The sequence below is a fragment of the Streptomyces sp. Da 82-17 genome (assembly GCF_046098215.1).
In the GTDB taxonomy this organism is placed as follows: domain Bacteria; phylum Actinomycetota; class Actinomycetes; order Streptomycetales; family Streptomycetaceae; genus Streptomyces.
The window spans coordinates 152,484-167,312 of the sequence record NZ_JBJURH010000011.1 but is presented as its reverse complement, the minus strand read 5'-3'; the positions used below and the strand labels follow the sequence as shown (position 1 = coordinate 167,312).

The 14,829-nt window shown below is 74.4% G+C and carries 10 protein-coding genes; 5 read left to right on the top strand and 5 right to left on the bottom strand.

The window, feature by feature from the left end:
- Positions 1 to 178: 178 nt before the first annotated feature.
- A complete protein-coding gene (locus tag ACIDOF_RS20720) occupies positions 179 to 1,807 on the top strand; it encodes a carboxylesterase/lipase family protein (protein ID WP_409007446.1) in 1,629 nt (542 codons plus the stop codon).
- 119 nt (positions 1,808 to 1,926) lie between these two features.
- Positions 1,927 to 4,041: a hypothetical protein gene (locus tag ACIDOF_RS20715; RefSeq protein ID WP_409007445.1), complete on the top strand. Its 2,115-nt coding sequence runs from the start codon at positions 1,927 to 1,929 to the stop codon at positions 4,039 to 4,041.
- 98 nt (positions 4,042 to 4,139) lie between these two features.
- Here ACIDOF_RS20715 and ACIDOF_RS20710 read toward each other — a convergent pair whose 3' ends face one another.
- The 3 genes from ACIDOF_RS20710 to ACIDOF_RS20700 all read right to left on the bottom strand — a co-directional run bounded on the left by ACIDOF_RS20710 (position 4,140) and on the right by ACIDOF_RS20700 (position 6,902).
- Positions 4,140 to 5,132: a S8 family serine peptidase gene (locus ACIDOF_RS20710; protein WP_409007444.1), complete on the bottom strand. Its 993-nt coding sequence runs from the start codon at positions 5,130 to 5,132 to the stop codon at positions 4,140 to 4,142.
- A 50-nt stretch (positions 5,133 to 5,182) separates the two neighbouring features.
- The gene (locus ACIDOF_RS20705; RefSeq protein ID WP_409007443.1) at positions 5,183 to 5,374 is read right to left on the bottom strand and encodes a hypothetical protein; all 192 of its coding nucleotides are present in this window, start codon (positions 5,372 to 5,374) and stop codon (positions 5,183 to 5,185) included.
- Positions 5,375 to 5,537: 163 nt separating this feature from the next.
- Positions 5,538 to 6,902 (bottom strand): hypothetical protein, encoded by a 1,365-nt coding sequence (locus ACIDOF_RS20700; protein WP_409007442.1) that lies wholly within the window; start codon positions 6,900 to 6,902, stop codon positions 5,538 to 5,540.
- Positions 6,903 to 7,193: 291 nt separating this feature from the next.
- Here ACIDOF_RS20700 and ACIDOF_RS20695 point away from each other — a divergent pair, with 291 nt between their 5' ends.
- Positions 7,194 to 8,228: a DUF4436 family protein gene (locus ACIDOF_RS20695; RefSeq protein WP_409007441.1), complete on the top strand. Its 1,035-nt coding sequence runs from the start codon at positions 7,194 to 7,196 to the stop codon at positions 8,226 to 8,228.
- Between the two features lie 2 nt (positions 8,229 to 8,230).
- On the opposite strand, the gene ACIDOF_RS20690 is transcribed toward ACIDOF_RS20695, so the two are convergent.
- Positions 8,231 to 9,451 (bottom strand): low temperature requirement protein A, encoded by a 1,221-nt coding sequence (locus tag ACIDOF_RS20690; RefSeq protein ID WP_409007516.1) that lies wholly within the window; start codon positions 9,449 to 9,451, stop codon positions 8,231 to 8,233.
- A 100-nt stretch (positions 9,452 to 9,551) separates the two neighbouring features.
- On the bottom strand, positions 9,552 to 12,014 hold the full coding sequence (locus ACIDOF_RS20685; RefSeq protein WP_409007440.1) for a LuxR C-terminal-related transcriptional regulator: 2,463 nt from the start codon (positions 12,012 to 12,014) through the stop codon (positions 9,552 to 9,554).
- A gap of 407 nt (positions 12,015 to 12,421) precedes the next feature.
- On the opposite strand from ACIDOF_RS20685, the gene ACIDOF_RS20680 reads away from it, so the two are divergent.
- Both ACIDOF_RS20680 and ACIDOF_RS20675 read left to right on the top strand, forming a co-directional pair.
- Complete coding sequence (locus ACIDOF_RS20680; protein WP_409007439.1) at positions 12,422 to 13,039, top strand: DUF6230 family protein; 618 nt, start codon at positions 12,422 to 12,424, stop codon at positions 13,037 to 13,039.
- Positions 13,040 to 13,224: 185 nt separating this feature from the next.
- Positions 13,225 to 14,748, top strand: coding sequence for a DUF6114 domain-containing protein (locus tag ACIDOF_RS20675; protein ID WP_409007438.1), 1,524 nt, complete (start codon positions 13,225 to 13,227; stop codon positions 14,746 to 14,748).
- The last annotated feature ends 81 nt before the right edge of the window (positions 14,749 to 14,829 follow it).

The following is a 14,829-nucleotide window of genomic DNA, read 5'->3' as shown; positions in this document are numbered from 1 at the left end:
GGCCCGGCCAGAGGTCGGGGCGTTGCGTTCATAGTGTTCGGGCGGACCGTCCGGCGAACGTGCCGCACAGCTCAGCCCGCGACGCCCAACTCCCGTACCGGGACTGGGGTTTACCCCACCCCGAAGGGGGTGGCTCTCCGGCTCGTGCCCGCACCCGCCCCGTCCCTACGCTCCCCTCATGCCGAAGCGCAGCACGCACCTCGCCCTGGCCCTCGCCGTCACCACGGCCACCGTCCTGACCGCCACCGCCGTCACCACCGGCGCCGCCACCCCCAGCGGCTCGGCCTCCGCGCCCCGGTCGGCGGCGGCCGGGGCGCGTCCCGTCGTGCACACCGACAAGGGTGCCGTGCGCGGCGTCGCGGACGGCGCGGTACGGGTGTTCGCGGGCATCCCGTACGCCGCCGCCCCGTCCGGTGCGCGCCGCTGGTCCGCGCCCGCGCCGGCCGCCCGGTGGCGGGGCGTACGGGACGCCGCCGCGTCGGGCCCTGCCTGCCCGCAGACCGGGAGCGTCCCGCCCGCCGGGCCGTTCTCCGACGACGAGGACTGCCTGTCCGTCGACGTCACCACACCCCGCGACGCGGCACGGAAGGCGCGGCCCGTCATGGTGTACCTGCACGGCGGCGACCACACGGACGGCGCGGGCTCCCGGCACGGCGCCCGCCGCCTCGCGGCACGCGGCGACGTGGTCGTCGTGACCGTCAACCACCGCCTGGGAGCGCTCGGTTACCTCGCCCACCCGGAACTGGAGCAGGGCGGCGCCGAGTCCGGCAACTACGGCTTCCTCGACCAGCAGGCCGCGCTGCGCTGGGTGCGGAGCAACGCCGCCGCGTTCGGCGGTGACCCCGGCAACGTGACGCTGTTCGGCGAGTCCGCCGGGTCGTACAGCACCTGCGCGCACCTGGTCGCCCCGTCGTCGGCGGGCCTCTTCCACCGGGTCATCAACCAGAGCGGTCCCTGCCTCGGCACCCAGGGCCGCACCACCCGCGAGCAGGCACTGCGCCAAGGCACACGCACGGTCGCGGCGCTCAAGGCCGACCCCGAGGTGGAGAACTGGCGCACCGCCCCTGTCGACCGCCTGACGCACCCCTTCGGCACCGGCCCGTCCTACTCCCCCGTGTACGGCGGCCGACTGCTGCCCCGTACACCCCAACAGGCCCTTGAGAAAGGGGAGTTCGCGAAGGTGCCCGTGCTGCAGGGAGTCAACCGGGACGAGCAGCGGGCCATGGTCTACGGGATGGAGCGCGCCAAGCAGGCCGAGACCGGCGACCCTCGCGCCCGGCTCACCGAGGCCGACCTACGGCACCACCTGGAGTCCCGCTTCGGCGCGCGCGACACGGCCCGCATCATGGCCCGCTACCCGGTCACGGCGTACGACGACACCCCGGCCCTGGCCCTCGCGGCGGCGCTCACCGACGCGACGTACGCCCGCGACCTGGTCGACGCCAACCGCGCCCTGTCGCCCCAAGTCCCCACGTACAACTACGAGTTCGCGGAGCGGACGACGCCGTGGTACGCGGATCCGGCGTTCGAGCGGCCGAGTTTCCCGGCGGGCGCGGGGCACACGTTCGAGCTGCCGTACCTCTTCGAGCTCGCCGAGTTCGAGCCGCTCGACCCGGCGCAGCGCGCACTGTCCGACGCGATGATCGACATCTGGACGGGCTTCGCCCGCACCGGCCGCGCCCCCTGGCGGCCCGGCACGCCCGCCGAGCCGCACACCCGCGCCCTCGCGTCCGGGCCCGGCGGCATCCGCCCGGTCGACTTCGCGCGGGAGCACCGCTACGACTTCTGGACGTCGCTGCGGCCCTGACACCCGCGGCGCGCCCGGCCGCAGCCGCACGCCGGGCGGCGGGCCCCTCGTGCGGGCGCGGGGCCCGGCCCTGGCAGGATGCCGGGACGGACCAGGAACGACATCCCGAGGAGCAGACCGTGGCCGGTGTACGTCCCCTCTCGTCCGGCGCCGGACGGCGGCGGTCGGATCTCGCGCGCGTCAAGGCGTGGTGGCGGACGCTGGGCGGCGACGGATTCGTGGCGCTGCCGCCGCCGACCCGCGGCCGGTACACGCAGAGCGACGGACACGAGGACGCCGCCGAGCTGTTCGGGGAACGCGGGATCGCGGCGGGCACGTCGTTCGCGTACTGGCACTGGCAGTCGCAGCAGGCCTTCGACCGCGACGGCGCGCTCACCGGCCCCCTGAACCTCCACTGGGGCGGCGACCACGCGACCGTCGCCGCCGGGCTCGGCACGGGCCCCGACGGGTACCGGGTCGTCGACGGCGGACCGCAGGGCGCGTTCCAGCTCGACAGGGTCACCCGGCAGGACGCCGACGGCCTGCCCGACCCGCAAGACCCGCATGGCGTACGGCAGTTCCTCGACCGGGTCGAGGTGCCGCTGCACGACGCCTGGCCGGCGGACGGCCGCCACCCGCTCACCGCCCCCGAGTCCCGCTGGCTGCACGCCCGCCTCCGGGAACGGCCGCTCGACCTGGCGTCCGCCGAACGGGTCGCGCGGGCCCTGGAGGCACGCGAGGCGTTGTCGTACGACGAGGTCGAGGCGCTGCTGCCGGTCTGGCGCGCGGAGTACGCGGCGCTGCCCACCCGCTGGGGCGGCTGGCGGGCGCTGCTGCACGGACTGCTGCGGCACGACCACCCGCAGGCCTGGGAGGCCGTGGACGCGGTCGGTCCTGAGGCGTGCGGCGTGCTGCGGTTCTTCCCCGGCGAACGGTCCCTCACCGCCGTACGCGCGCTGGCGCGGACGGCCCTCGACGCCGGCAGCGGCGGCAACGCGCGGACCGCCGTCACCGTGTGGTGGGAGCTGCACCGCGCGCTGCACGAGCCGGACCCGGTGCGCGCGGCGACGGCCCTGACCGAGGAGTTCACGGCGGGCCCCACCCCGGCACGGGCCTGCCGCGCCCTCGCCGCCGCACTCCACCAGGACGCGGTCGAGACGCGGCGCGGGGAGGAGGGCGGCCCCGACGAGCCCCGCGGGCCGTCGCAGCCGTCGGAGTTCGCCTCGCTCGCCTCCGTACGCCTGGCCCTGGACGACCGGCTGCCGCGCGAGCTGCGGGCGGCCGCCGCGGAGGCGGCGTTCGACGTGGGCGCGCGGGTGCGCGAGGACGTCGGGCGGCTCGGCCCCGGGTACGCCGACCGGACCGGCACGGACGCGGCCGAAGCGCTCGCCCTGGCCGACCGGTTCACCGCCGAACGCGACGGCCTCCTCGCCGGCACGGGGCCCGAACTCACCGGCTACGAGGGCAGGTTGTGCGACGTGTGGCACCGCTACCGCACCCTCTCCCCCGCCGACGTCCGCTGGCTGAAGGACCGCGTGGCCGACCCGGCGACCGAGATGCAGGGCCTCGGCTTCTGCCTCGAACTCCTCTACGCGCACGGGGCCGCAGGGCCGGAAGAGGTGGAGGCGCTGCTGCCGCGCTGGAAGAAGGAGCTGACGAAGCAGTACCGCACCACGTACACCGAGTGGCGGCACCCCCTCGTCACCCTCACCTGCCTCGCCCTCGACCTGGGCCATCCCGTCGCCGCGGACCTGCGGGCCTGGTGGGCCCGGCCCAAACCGCTGTGGAAGCACCCGCTGCGCCTCCTCACCCACCTCGGCGCCCCCGACGAGGCGAAGGCCGCCGAGCTGTGGGACCACATCGCCTCCGGCGAGCACGACACGGGCCACCTGATGACGTGGGTGCTGCTCCGCGCCCGCCTGGACGGCGAGCACCCGCTGCGCATCGCCGACCGCCTGATCGACGCGCCGGGCGTGCGGCGGTACGTGATCGAGCATGTGCTGCTCGGCGTCGCCGACCCCGCGCAGCCGCTCTGGCACTATTCCGTCAGCCGGGTCAACCGCAGCTGGTGGCAGCGGGCCAGGCAGGTCGCGGACGACCCGGCCCTGTCGGACGAGGCACGCCTGATCGCCCTGACCGCGGCCCGCCGGCACGGCATGCTGGGCGATCCGCAGCGGGTACGGCCCGCGCCGACGCCGGGCGAGCAGGCGGAGGCGCAGTCCTGGCTCGCGAACCATCCCCTGGCGGGGCACTAGCCGTACGGGACCGGCGAGCCGGCCGTACGAGAACGTCAACTCGCTGTGCGGTGCGGCGAGTTGAGGTGTGGGCCGGGGCGAGCTCCGCTGTCGGCGGGCTACTTCTCCGACTTGACCGCCGCCTCCGCGTCGACGACGCCGAGTCCGAGCTTGGCGTTCTTGTCCGGGTTCTTCGCGGTGGAGCGGATGGCGTCCATGATCTGGTCGGGGTCGCGGCCCTGCCCGTGCAGCACGGCCGCCACGGCGGCGACGTACGGGGAGGCCATGGACGTGCCGTCGAGCTTCCCGTAACCCGAGTCGTTCTTCAGGGTCTCCCGCGTCCTGTACGTCGGGAGGGTGGAGAGGATGCCGACTCCGGGGGCCGAAACGGCGTTCTGGGCGCCGAAGTTGGAGAAGTCGGCGGGCTTCCCGCTCTGGTCGGAGGCGCCGACGATCAGGACGGGCGTGGTGACCTTGTACGGCTGCGTGTTCGCCCCGTCGTTGCCCGCCGCGGCCACGACGACGGCGCCCTTCGCGTGGGCGTGCTGCATGGCGGCGTTGAGGATGCCGCCCTTGAGGAGGTTGGACATCAGGGGGCCCTCGCCGAGGGAGAGGTTGATGACGTCGGCGCCGTGGTCGGCGGCCCAGACGATGCCCTTCGTGATGTTCGCGTTCTCGCCGCTGCCGTCGGCGCCGAGGACGCGCACCGGCATGATCTTGGCGTCCGGTGCGCCGCCCGCGACCCCGACGCCGTTGTCGGTGTGCGCGGCGGCGATGCCGGCGACGTGGGTGCCGTGGCCGTTGCGGTCGAGGGGTTCGTCGTCGCCGTCGACGAAGTCGTGCCCGTCGACCAGGCGGCCCTTCAGGTCCGGATGGTCCAGGTCGGCGCCCGAGTCGACCACGGCGATGACGGTGTCCTTCCCCTTCTCCGACTCCCACGCGGCGGGCAACTTCAGGGCGTCGAGGGCCCATTGCTGGTCGCGCATCGGGTCCGGCTCGCTGTCGTCGCCGCAGCCGGTGGCGAGCGTGCCGAGGAGGAGAAGGGCCGCGAGGGCGGCGGGGGCGCGGGTGTGTCTCGCGGCTCGCCTGCACTGTCCGTGTTCCGTGTCCACGCTGCCCTCTCCCTGGCCTCTGCCGTTTTCCTCGGTGTTCCGAACGTCCGTCAGGTGCTCTCCGGGCACCACAACGGCTGCGCCGTTCGGGCGACGGACGGGCGGGACTCGGACTCGGCCTCGGACTCGGCCTCCGATAACGCGCCGCCGGACGCGTCCTGGCACGGATGCGCGCAGGGCGCGGCGCTCGCCGGGTCCTGCGGGGCGGGGATCAGCCGACTGAAGGCGAAGGGATCGTTCATGAGCCGTTTCCTCTCGTATGCCGGTTTTCAGCAACTCCATGGCATACGAACACATGTGGGAGGCGGGCGCACGCGGGGCGGGAAGAGGGCCGGCTCCCCGCCCCGCGCGTCCCCCGGGCGGTCTCCGCCGCGCGCGGGGAGAGGGCCCAGGGGGTTTCTCCCCCTAGCCCAGCAGCCGCTCCCGCTCCAGGAGGGCGCGTGCCGACGGGTGCCGGGAGAGGGGCTCCAGGCAGCCGCGCATCGTACGGACCGCGGTGACCACGCTGTGCGAGCGGAGACCGCCGCCCGCGTCCAGGAACTGCGTCCACACCTCGCACGCCTCGCCGACGCGGCCGCTGCGGAGCAGCAGTTCGGCCCGGCGGGCCAGGGTGAGGGCGAGGCCGCGGCGGTCGTGGGCGGGGCGTTCCCGGGTGGAGCGCTGCAGGGCCCGCGCGGCGGCGCGCAGATCGCCCAACTCCCGGTGCACCTCGGCCTTCTGGAAGGACAGCGCGCCGGACGGGTAGTCGCCGAACGGGTCGCCGACCCCGGCCCTGCGCCCGTGCTCCTCGGCCCGGTCGAGGGAGGCGAGCGCCGCGCCCCGTTCGCCGAGCGCGGCGTGCGTGACCGCCAACTGGGCGAGCGCGAAGGCCCGTACGGCGTCGCCGACCTGCGCGGGCAGGGCGTCCACCGCGGCCTGCGCGTACTGCAGGGCGGTCCTGCGGTGGTCCAGGTGCAGGGCCTGCGCCGCCAACGCCCGCAGGCTGATCGCCCACGCGACCCGGTCGTGCGCCTCGCGGGCCAGGTCGAGGGCGAGGTACAGGTAGCGCTGGGCGATGCCGTGGCAGCCCATGTCGCTGTGCATGCGGGCCAGGATGAACACCAAGTACGCGCTCTGCGTGCCGAGTTGGCGGTGCACCCGGTCCTCGCCGGGGGCGTGCAGCCAGGTCGTGGCGGTGTCGGCGAGGTAGTGGGCGAGGGCGGGCCGCGCGTGCCCGCCGCCGTGCACGTCCATCGCCGCCGCGAAGTGCCGTACCGCCCCGCGCAGCAGGTCGACCTCGGCCCCGCCGACCCGCGCCAGCTCCCGCCGGGCCGCGCCCCGCAGGCCCGCACGGCCGCCGGACCAGGGCGGGGGCGCGCCGAGCGCGCGGTACGGCTCGCCGGCGAGGGCGGCGCGTTCGACGGGGTCGGCGTCGCGCCCGGCGAGGGAGCCGAGGGCACGGACCGCGGCGGCGTGGCTGCTCGTGCGCGGGCGGGGCAGTTCGGCGGCGCCCGCGGGCTGCGCGAACCCGGCGGCGACGGGTGTCATGACGCGGCCGAGGCGGCGCGAGAGGGTCTCCGCGACGAGCTGCGGCACCGGTGGCTTCGGCTGTGTGCCGGACAGCCAGTGCGCCACGGACGTCCGGTCGTACCGCAGCACGAGGCCTATCTCCGCGCCCACCGCGTTCACCGCGCGGGCGCACTGCTCATTGCTCCAGCCCGCCTCGGCGAGCAGGGCGCGTAACCGCGCGTTGGGTCGCCTGCCCGGCTTGTCCGGTCTCTCCACGGCCATCGGAATCCCCTGGCTCTCGTGCGCGCGTACGCGTGGATCCCTGCATACGCCTTCCCGAATTCGGCGGTCGTGACAGTGGAATCGGCTTGCTTACGGCGATTTCTGATCGTTTGTGCTATGCCACCAGCATGCCCGCGGGCCTTCCCGCGCAGACGCACACTTCAGGCCAATCGCCGCGAACGTCCCTGGTCCTGCTCGTGGCGAACCCCTGCACGCCTGAGGGCCGCGTCTGCTCGTCTTCCTGGCGGTCGTCGTCTGGCGCGGGTACCGGTCGCGTCCGAGGATCGGCTCATGTCCGGTTCGTCCGCCCGCCGCCGTGGCCGTGCCCCGCGCGCCGTCCCGCGCCCGGCCGCCCTCGCCGAGCGGGCCGTGCGCGCCAAGGAGCAGGCGGCGCTCCTCCCCTGGCGGCGGCTGCTGATCGGCCTGTCGGTGCTGCTCGCGCTGTTCGGCGTCGGCATCGCCCTGTACGTGGACGAGCGTCAGACCCGGCAGCACGTGTTCGCCGCGGGCGCCTCGGACGCGGCCGACCGGATCGAGGTGAGCGCGGCCCTGCAGCGGGTCGACCCGACGATGCGGCGGGCGACGGTGCAGCTGCGGGTGGTCGCGCGCGGCAAGTACGCCGACAAGGACGGGGTGCCGGTACGGGACGTCACGCTGCACACCAACGCGCCGGGCCAGGAGCGGCTGACGTTCCGTACGACGAACGTGGCCTGGCTGAAGGACATCGACCTGGCCCTGTTCGAGGGGACGCCGTCGGACTATCCGTACGACCGGTACGACGCCCGGCTCGCGGTCTCCGCGCGGGCGGGGGCCGAAACGGTGCCTGTGGCGCTGCTGTTCCGGGACCAGAACGCGCACTTCGCGGTCGAGCCGCGCGCCACGGACGGCGACGGTGCGGCGGCGGTTCTGGAGGGCACGGCCCGACGGTCGCGCAGCACGTTCATCCTGGCCTGGTTCATGATCGGCTCGATGTGGGCGGTCGGGCTCGCGGTGGCGGTGGCGTGCTGGCTGGTCGTGGGGCAGCGGCGCGGGCTGGTGTGGGGCGCCCTCGGCTGGGCGGCGGCCAGCCTGTTCGCCCTGGTGGGGCTGCGCGACGCGGCGCCGGGTTCGCCGCCCAACGGCTGCCTGTTGGACTACGCGGCGTTCTACTGGGCCGAGGCGCTGATCGCGCTGAGCCTGGTCCGCCTCGTCTTCCACGGCATCCGCCTGGAGCACCACTCGGGCGGCCCGGTCGAACCCGCCCCCGCGGCTCCTCCCCCGCCGCCGGGCGCGGGTACGCGGGGCGAGCGGGCGCGGGTGCGCGTACGGGCGGGTCGGCGGCGCTGACGTCAGCTCCCGCCGAGGCCGGCGAGCATCTCCCGCTGGTGCCGGTGCCCGACCGTCTCCAGGCCGGTGACCGTCACGAACGGGGCCAGCATCACGACGAGCAGACAGACCGCCAGGGCCACCCCGGCCGCCGACAGCAGCACCGCCGCCGCGAGGACCAGCAGGGTCAGTACGCCGAGGAGGAGGTGGAACCTGTCCGCCTTGCCGAACAGGAAGGTGTGGAGCAGATAGACCATCAGGAGGTACAGGCCGACCGGCAGGGCGAGGGAGAGGACCACCGCGGGCTCGCCCAGCTTCGAGTGGTGCTCCAGCTGGAGGCCCGCCACGTGCAGGCCCGCTCCGGCGCCCGCGATGCCGATGAACAGCGGGATGTGCCCGTACCCGAAGACGTATCCGCGGCCCCGGCGGTGGACCAGGATGTGGCCGAAGGGCGTCGCGAAGTACACCCACCACATGGCGAAGGTGAGGCCGACGCCCGCGACGACGACGGCGACCGCGTCCAGGGTCCAGTGCTTGCCGTCGGCGCCGCCGAGCAGGTCGCCGGAGGAGGCGACGGTGCCGACGACGCCTTCGCCGAGGGTGATGATGGCGAACAGGCCGTACCGCTCGGCGACATGGTGCGGATGCCACGGCGTGCCGCCGGCCCGGCCCTGGCTGAGCACGGGCAGCAGCAGTTCGAGGCTGCCGAGCAGGACGAACGCGACGAACGCGAGGCCGAGGGGGATGCCGGTGGCGAAGGCGAGGGCGACCCAGCCGATCTGCGCGAGCACGGTCCACAGCACGTTGGCGCGGCCCACGTGCCGGTAGGTGGGCGACTCGCGGGCGGCCCGCCACCACTGCGACACCATCGCCACGCGCATGATCACGTACCCGATGACGATGCCGCGGAGTTCGAGGTGGTCGCCCTCCTCGATGGCGTGGAAGAACGAGGGCAGTCCGAGGGCGAGGACGACGACGCCCATCATCTGGACCATGGTGAGGACGCGGTCGAGCCAGTCGTCGGTGCCGAAGGCGGAGGCGAACCAGGTGAAGCTGATCCAGGCGACGACGATCGCGAACATCGCCATGACGAACGCCGTGATCGCCTGCACCACGTGGTCCCCGGCGAGCATCTCCGCGAAGTGGTGGGCGGCGGTGCCGACGGCGACGACGAACGTCAGGTCGAAGAGCAGTTCCAGCGGTGTGGCGGCCCGGCCGCGCTCGCCGGGGTCGCGCCCGGCCATGCGGATCCGGCTGTGAGCGACGCGGTGGCCACCGCCTGGGGCGGCGGCGCTGTCATCGGGGGTGCCCATGTCCAGCATGATGCCGGAAGCGCTTGCGGCTTCAACTCGGAGTGTCCCGCGCCAGGGTCGCGATCTGGGTCCGGGACGTGTACGCGAGCTTGCCCATGATGTGCTCCAGGTGCGAGTCGACGGTGCGCTTGGAGATGACCAGGCGCTCCGCGATGGACCGGTTGGAGAGCCCCTCCGCGACGAGCAGGGCGATCTCCCGTTCCCGCGCGGTCAGCGCCTCCCAGTTCCCGGCGGCGTTCCCGGCGGCGGGCGCGCGCCGCGCGGACGGCACGGCGGGCCGGGCGGGCGCGACGGCCTGCGCGGCGGCCTCGTGCAGGGGCAGGGCGGCGCCCTCGTCGAGGAGTTGCCGGTGGCGGCGGGCGCCGAGGCGTTCCTCGGTCTCGGCCCAGGCCTCCCGGTGCGCCTGGTGCATGCTCTCGATGCCGAGGCGGGGTTCGTGGAACTTCTCCCACAGCTCGGCCGCCGCGCCCAGACAGCGCGCGGCCTGCGCGTACCGGCCCTCGGCCGCCGCCACCCAGGCGAGGGTGTCGAGGGAGAACGCGAGGACCTGGGTGTGGTTGATGTCCAGGGCGAGCGCGACGGCGGTGCTCAGGGTCTGCTTGGCCTCGTCGAGGCGGCCGAGTCCACGCAGCGAGCAGCCCTTCTGCCAGTGCAGCCAGCCCTGCACCCAGCGCTCGCCGCGGCCCATCAGGGAGATCGCCTCGTCGTACAGGGCGAGGCTCATCTCGTGCTGCGCGGCGACGGTGTACGCGCCGCACAGCGTCGCCAACGCCCAGCCCTCGCGGCCGCGTTCGCCGAGTGCGGAGAACAGGGTGCGGGCCTCGGTGACGTACTTGAGGGCGCTCTCCGCGTCGCCGGTGAGGGTCGCGTACAGGCCGCGGTTCTTCGCGACGTAGCCGAGGGCGAGCCGGTCCTCGTACCTCTCCGCGAGCGCGGCGGCCTCGTCGGACAGGTCGAGGCCCTGCTGGTGGTGGCCGGTCATGAGGGTGAGGTCGCCGAGGGCGCACAGGGCGTGCATGCGGGCGGGGCCGGGCTCGGGGCAGAGCGGGAGGAGCCGCCCGAGCCAGTAGTGGCCCTCGACGATCCGGCCCATGCCGAGCCAGAGTCCCCACAGGGCCGTCGCCATCTCCAGGCCGGCCGGGGCCTCGCCGGGGTCGGCGCAGCAGAACTCCAGGGCGCTGCGCAGGCTGGGCCGTTCCCGCCACAGGCCGAGCATGCGCGGCACCTGGGTGTCGGTGAGCCAGCTGCCGCCGAACTCCCTTGCCAGGGCGAGGTAGTGGTCGCGGTGGCGGGCGGCGTACGCGTGCTCCTCGCCTGCGGCGCGCAGGCGTTCGCGGCCGTACTCGCGGAGGGTGTCGAGCATGCGGTAGCGGGCGCGGCCCGCGTCGGGGGCGGCGCCGAGGCCGGGCGGGGCGTGCGCGGACGGGTCGTGTCCCGCGGGTCCGCCGGGCCCGTCGGGCTCGTCCTCCACGCGCAGCACGATCGCCTTGTCGACGAGGCCGATGAGGCAGTCCAGGACGTCGTCCTCGGCGAGGCCGGTGCCTGTAACTCCGGTGCCCGTGGCGCCGTCGGGCAGGTCGGCGCAGATCTCCTCGGCGGCACTCAGCTCGAACTCGCCCGCGAAGACGGACAGCCGCCGCCACAGCACCTGTTCGGGCGCCGAGCACAGTTCGTGGCTCCAGTCGGTGGCCGTGCGCAGGGTCTGGTGGCGGGGCAGGGCGGCGCGGCTGCCGCCGGTGAGGAGCCGGAAGCGGTTGTCGAGGCGGCGCAGGATCTGTTCGAGGGGCAGGGCCCGTACGCGTACGGCGGCGAGTTCGATGGCGAGCGGGATGCCGTCGAGGCGGTGGCAGAGGCGGGCGATCTGGGTGCGGTTGGCGTCGGTCAGACGGAAGCCGCGCGCCACGGCGGCCGCCCGCTCGACGAACAGCTCCATCGCGTCGGTCACCGGCACGACCGCCTCGGCGCGCTCGCCGTCGGGGTCGGGTGCGTCGAGCGGGGCGATGTGCAGGAGCCGCTCGCCGGGGGCGTCGAGGGGCCTGCGGCTCGTGGCGAGGATCCGCACGCCGGGGCAGGACTGGAGCACGGCCCGCGCGAACCGGGCGCAGGCGTCGGCCAGATGCTCGCAGGTGTCGAGGACGATGAGCAGCTGTTTGTCCGAGAGGTACGAGATGAGCATGCGGAGCTGGGAGGCGTCGTCGGCGTCGCTCTGCTCGGGCAGGTCGACCACGGCGGCGACGGCGTTGGGCAGCAGCTCGGGGTCGAGCAGCCCGGACAGCTCCACGAAGTGCACGCCGGCGGGGAAGGAGTCGCGTATCCGCCGGGCCACCCGCAGGCCGATGCGGGTCTTGCCGACGCCGCCGACGCCCATCAGCGTGACGAGCCGCTCCCGCCCCAACGCCTCGGCGACCTCGGCCAGTTCGGCCTCGCGGCCGACGAGGCGGGTGAGTTCGACCGGTAGGCCGCCGACGAGGGCGGTGCGTGCACTGTCGGCCATGGTTCCCCTTGCGCCTGTTGCGTACCCGTACCCCTACCGGCCGCCCGGCACCCGGTTCGGAGCGCCGGGCACCCCGGCCGGATGCGGTGCTCATTTTAAGGACGCCGAGTTCGGGCGGGGTTTCGGGCGGGTTGAGGCGGCGGGAACAAGGCCGCCGCGCGGGGCCGTCGGGAGTGCAGGAGCCGGGGGCGTCACGACTGAATCCAGCACGAATGATTGATGTACAAGACTGTTCGTGAATGCTAGCGTTCCCCGCGCCGGACCGGCCGTACACCGCTGTACGCCGCCGTACGCCGCTGTCCGGCATCCGCACCTCCTGCACCACGTCGTCGACCGGCACCGCACGTCCAGACCGCACAGGTCGAAGACCCGCACAAGTCGCAGACCCGCACAGGAGGGACCGAACCGTGACCGAGAACGAGACCCGAAGCGGGATCGAGGGCCGCGTCGTCTGGAAGAAGGCCGCTCTCGTCGCGGCCCCCGGCATCGCCGCCCTGGCCGCGCTCGGCGTCCTGATGGCGCAGGGCGCGATGGCCGCGAGCTTCGCGGTGTCCGGCGAGCACTTCAAGGTCGGCTCCGGCAAGCTGACCGGCGCCGGGCTCTCCTCGTACGTCGACGTCGACCGCTCGGGCGACGGCAAGCAGCATCCGGTGTCACTGCTCTCCCTGCAGGACGTCACGCTGTCCGACATCTGCCAGTCGACGCAGGTCGAGACGCCGATCGGCCCGATGGTGTTCCGGCTCACCGCGGGCGGCGACGCGGGCGCGGTCACCGCCAACAGCCTCGTGATCGACGCGGACGACCTGACGGGCGACGCGCGGTTCGGCTCCGCGCAGATCGGCCGCGACGCCTCCACGCTCGACGCGGTCCCCGACACGCAGGGCAAGCCCGGCCAGTTCGGCCTGCAGGTGAAGGGGGTCGACGTCTCCGGCGTCAGGTCCCACGCCTGGTCGGCGATGGGCGGCAACTTCAAGCTCAAGGGCCTCAAGATCTCCGTCGGCCCGGGGGGTGAGGAGTGCTTCTGAGGAGGGCTGGGTCCGGGTCGGGGTCGGCGTCGGGGTCTGGGTCCGGGTCGGGGTCTGGGTCCGGGTCGGGGTCTGGGTCCGGCTCGGGGTCTGGTTCTGGCTCGGGATCCGGTTCTGGTTCCGGTTCCGGTTCCGGTTCCGGGGAGGCGAGGGGCGCGGGTGGCGTCGGGGCGCGGGTCGAGGCGGTGCTGCCGTGGCCCGAGCGGCGGGCCGCGCTGCGCCGCTGGCGGCGCCGACGGCCGTTCTGGGGCGGCCTGTTGCTGATCGCCGCCGGGGCGGAGCTGCTGCTCGCGCCGCTGTCGCCGCTCGGTGTGCTGTTCAGCCTCGGTGTCGGCGGGATCGCGGCGGTCGTCATCGGCCTGGCCCTGATCCTGGCCGGGGGTTTCCTGTGGGGAGCGCCGCACGCACGGGCGTACGTGAGCCTGAACGCGCTGCTCCTGTCGGTCGCCGCGTTCGCCGTGACCAACCTGGGCGGGTTCCTGATCGGCTCGCTGCTCGGGATCGCGGGGAGCGCGCTGGGGTTCGCCTGGACACCGGTCGGGCGGTCGCCGGGCGCGGGATCGGACGACGAGGACGGTGACGGCAACAGCGACAGTGCGGTCCGCGGTGGCGAAGGGCGGCGGGCCCTGGCCGTCGTGGTGCCGTTGACACTGCTGGCGGGGCTCGCGGGCGCGGCCACGGCACCGGAGGCGCGGGCGGACGCGGGGGCAGTTCGGGCGGGAACGGCAGGGGCGGCGGTACGGGCCGGGGCGGTGCCGACCGTCATCACCACGTCCCGGTTCAGCCCGCAGGGGTTCCTCTTCGCGGGCGTCGAGAAGGTCGACACGGCGGACGGGCCGCTCGACGTCATCGTGCTGCGCATGAAGGCGGCCACCCTGACCGACTACGTCAGCACCACCCGCGACCCGCAGCGCGCTCAACTCACCCTGGCCGCCGACGACTTGGAGCTGCGCGGGAACGTCACGCTGTACCTGCGCAAGTTCCACGGCTGCATCGAGGGCAGCCCGCTGTGCGTGACGTTCTCGCCGGAGACACTGCCCGCGCCGCCGGTCGTCCCGCCGTTCGTCTTCATGACCCGCGTACGGGCGGAACAGGCCCTGGTGACCACGGACTCCCTGGACCTCGACGGCCTGCGCATCCAGTCGTCGGACGGCCCGCCCCGGAGGGTGGACGTCCCGGACGGGCCGTTGCCGGGTGAGGCGGAGGAGCCGGCGGAGGGGTCGGAAGGGCGGCCGGGCACGGGTTCCGGTCCGGGTTCCGGTTCGGGCTCGGGCGCAGGTTCTGGTGCGGGCTCGGGCACTCCGACTCCCCCGCCCGGCAAGCCGGATGACGGAGCCGAGGACGACGGCCAGGACCGGCCCCTCGACGGCGTACTCACGCTCCGCGAACCGCGCCGGGAGGCGGCCGACGTGCCCTGGTGCGAGAAGGTCACGCTCACGGTGCGCAACACGGGCGAGCGCGCGCTGTCCGACGCCGAGGTCGTCCTCGACACGGAGGTCGTCGGCCCGTTCGGCCGGACCTGGGCGAAGGAGCGGTCCCGCGAGGACGTGCCGGGAACGCTCGACCCCGGTGTGCACCGCACGGACACGTGGCGGGTGTGTGTGCCCGAACACCACGCGCCCGGGCTGCTGTTGGGCCGCCACCTTGAGCACACGGCGACCGCGGTCCACCCCGACGGCCGCTCGGAACGGGTGGACGTACCGCGGTAGCGTCTCCGCCGGTCGGCTCGCGCAGCCCGGGCCCGCTGCCCGTCGGCGTCATTACACTGCGCCGTGAGCCGGACCCGGGCC

Bases quoted from the DNA above. Each gene is read 5' to 3' on its own strand.
- ACIDOF_RS20720 (WP_409007446.1), top strand. From the start codon at position 179: ATGCCGAAGCGCAGCACGCACCTCGCCCTGGCCCTCGCCGTCACCACG.
- ACIDOF_RS20705 (WP_409007443.1), bottom strand. From the start codon at position 5,374: ATGAACGATCCCTTCGCCTTCAGTCGGCTGATCCCCGCCCCGCAGGAC.
- ACIDOF_RS20700 (WP_409007442.1), bottom strand. From the start codon at position 6,902: ATGGCCGTGGAGAGACCGGACAAGCCGGGCAGGCGACCCAACGCGCGG.
- ACIDOF_RS20695 (WP_409007441.1), top strand. From the start codon at position 7,194: ATGTCCGGTTCGTCCGCCCGCCGCCGTGGCCGTGCCCCGCGCGCCGTC.
- ACIDOF_RS20690 (WP_409007516.1), bottom strand. From the start codon at position 9,451: ATGGCCGGGCGCGACCCCGGCGAGCGCGGCCGGGCCGCCACACCGCTG.
- ACIDOF_RS20685 (WP_409007440.1), bottom strand. From the start codon at position 12,014: ATGGCCGACAGTGCACGCACCGCCCTCGTCGGCGGCCTACCGGTCGAA.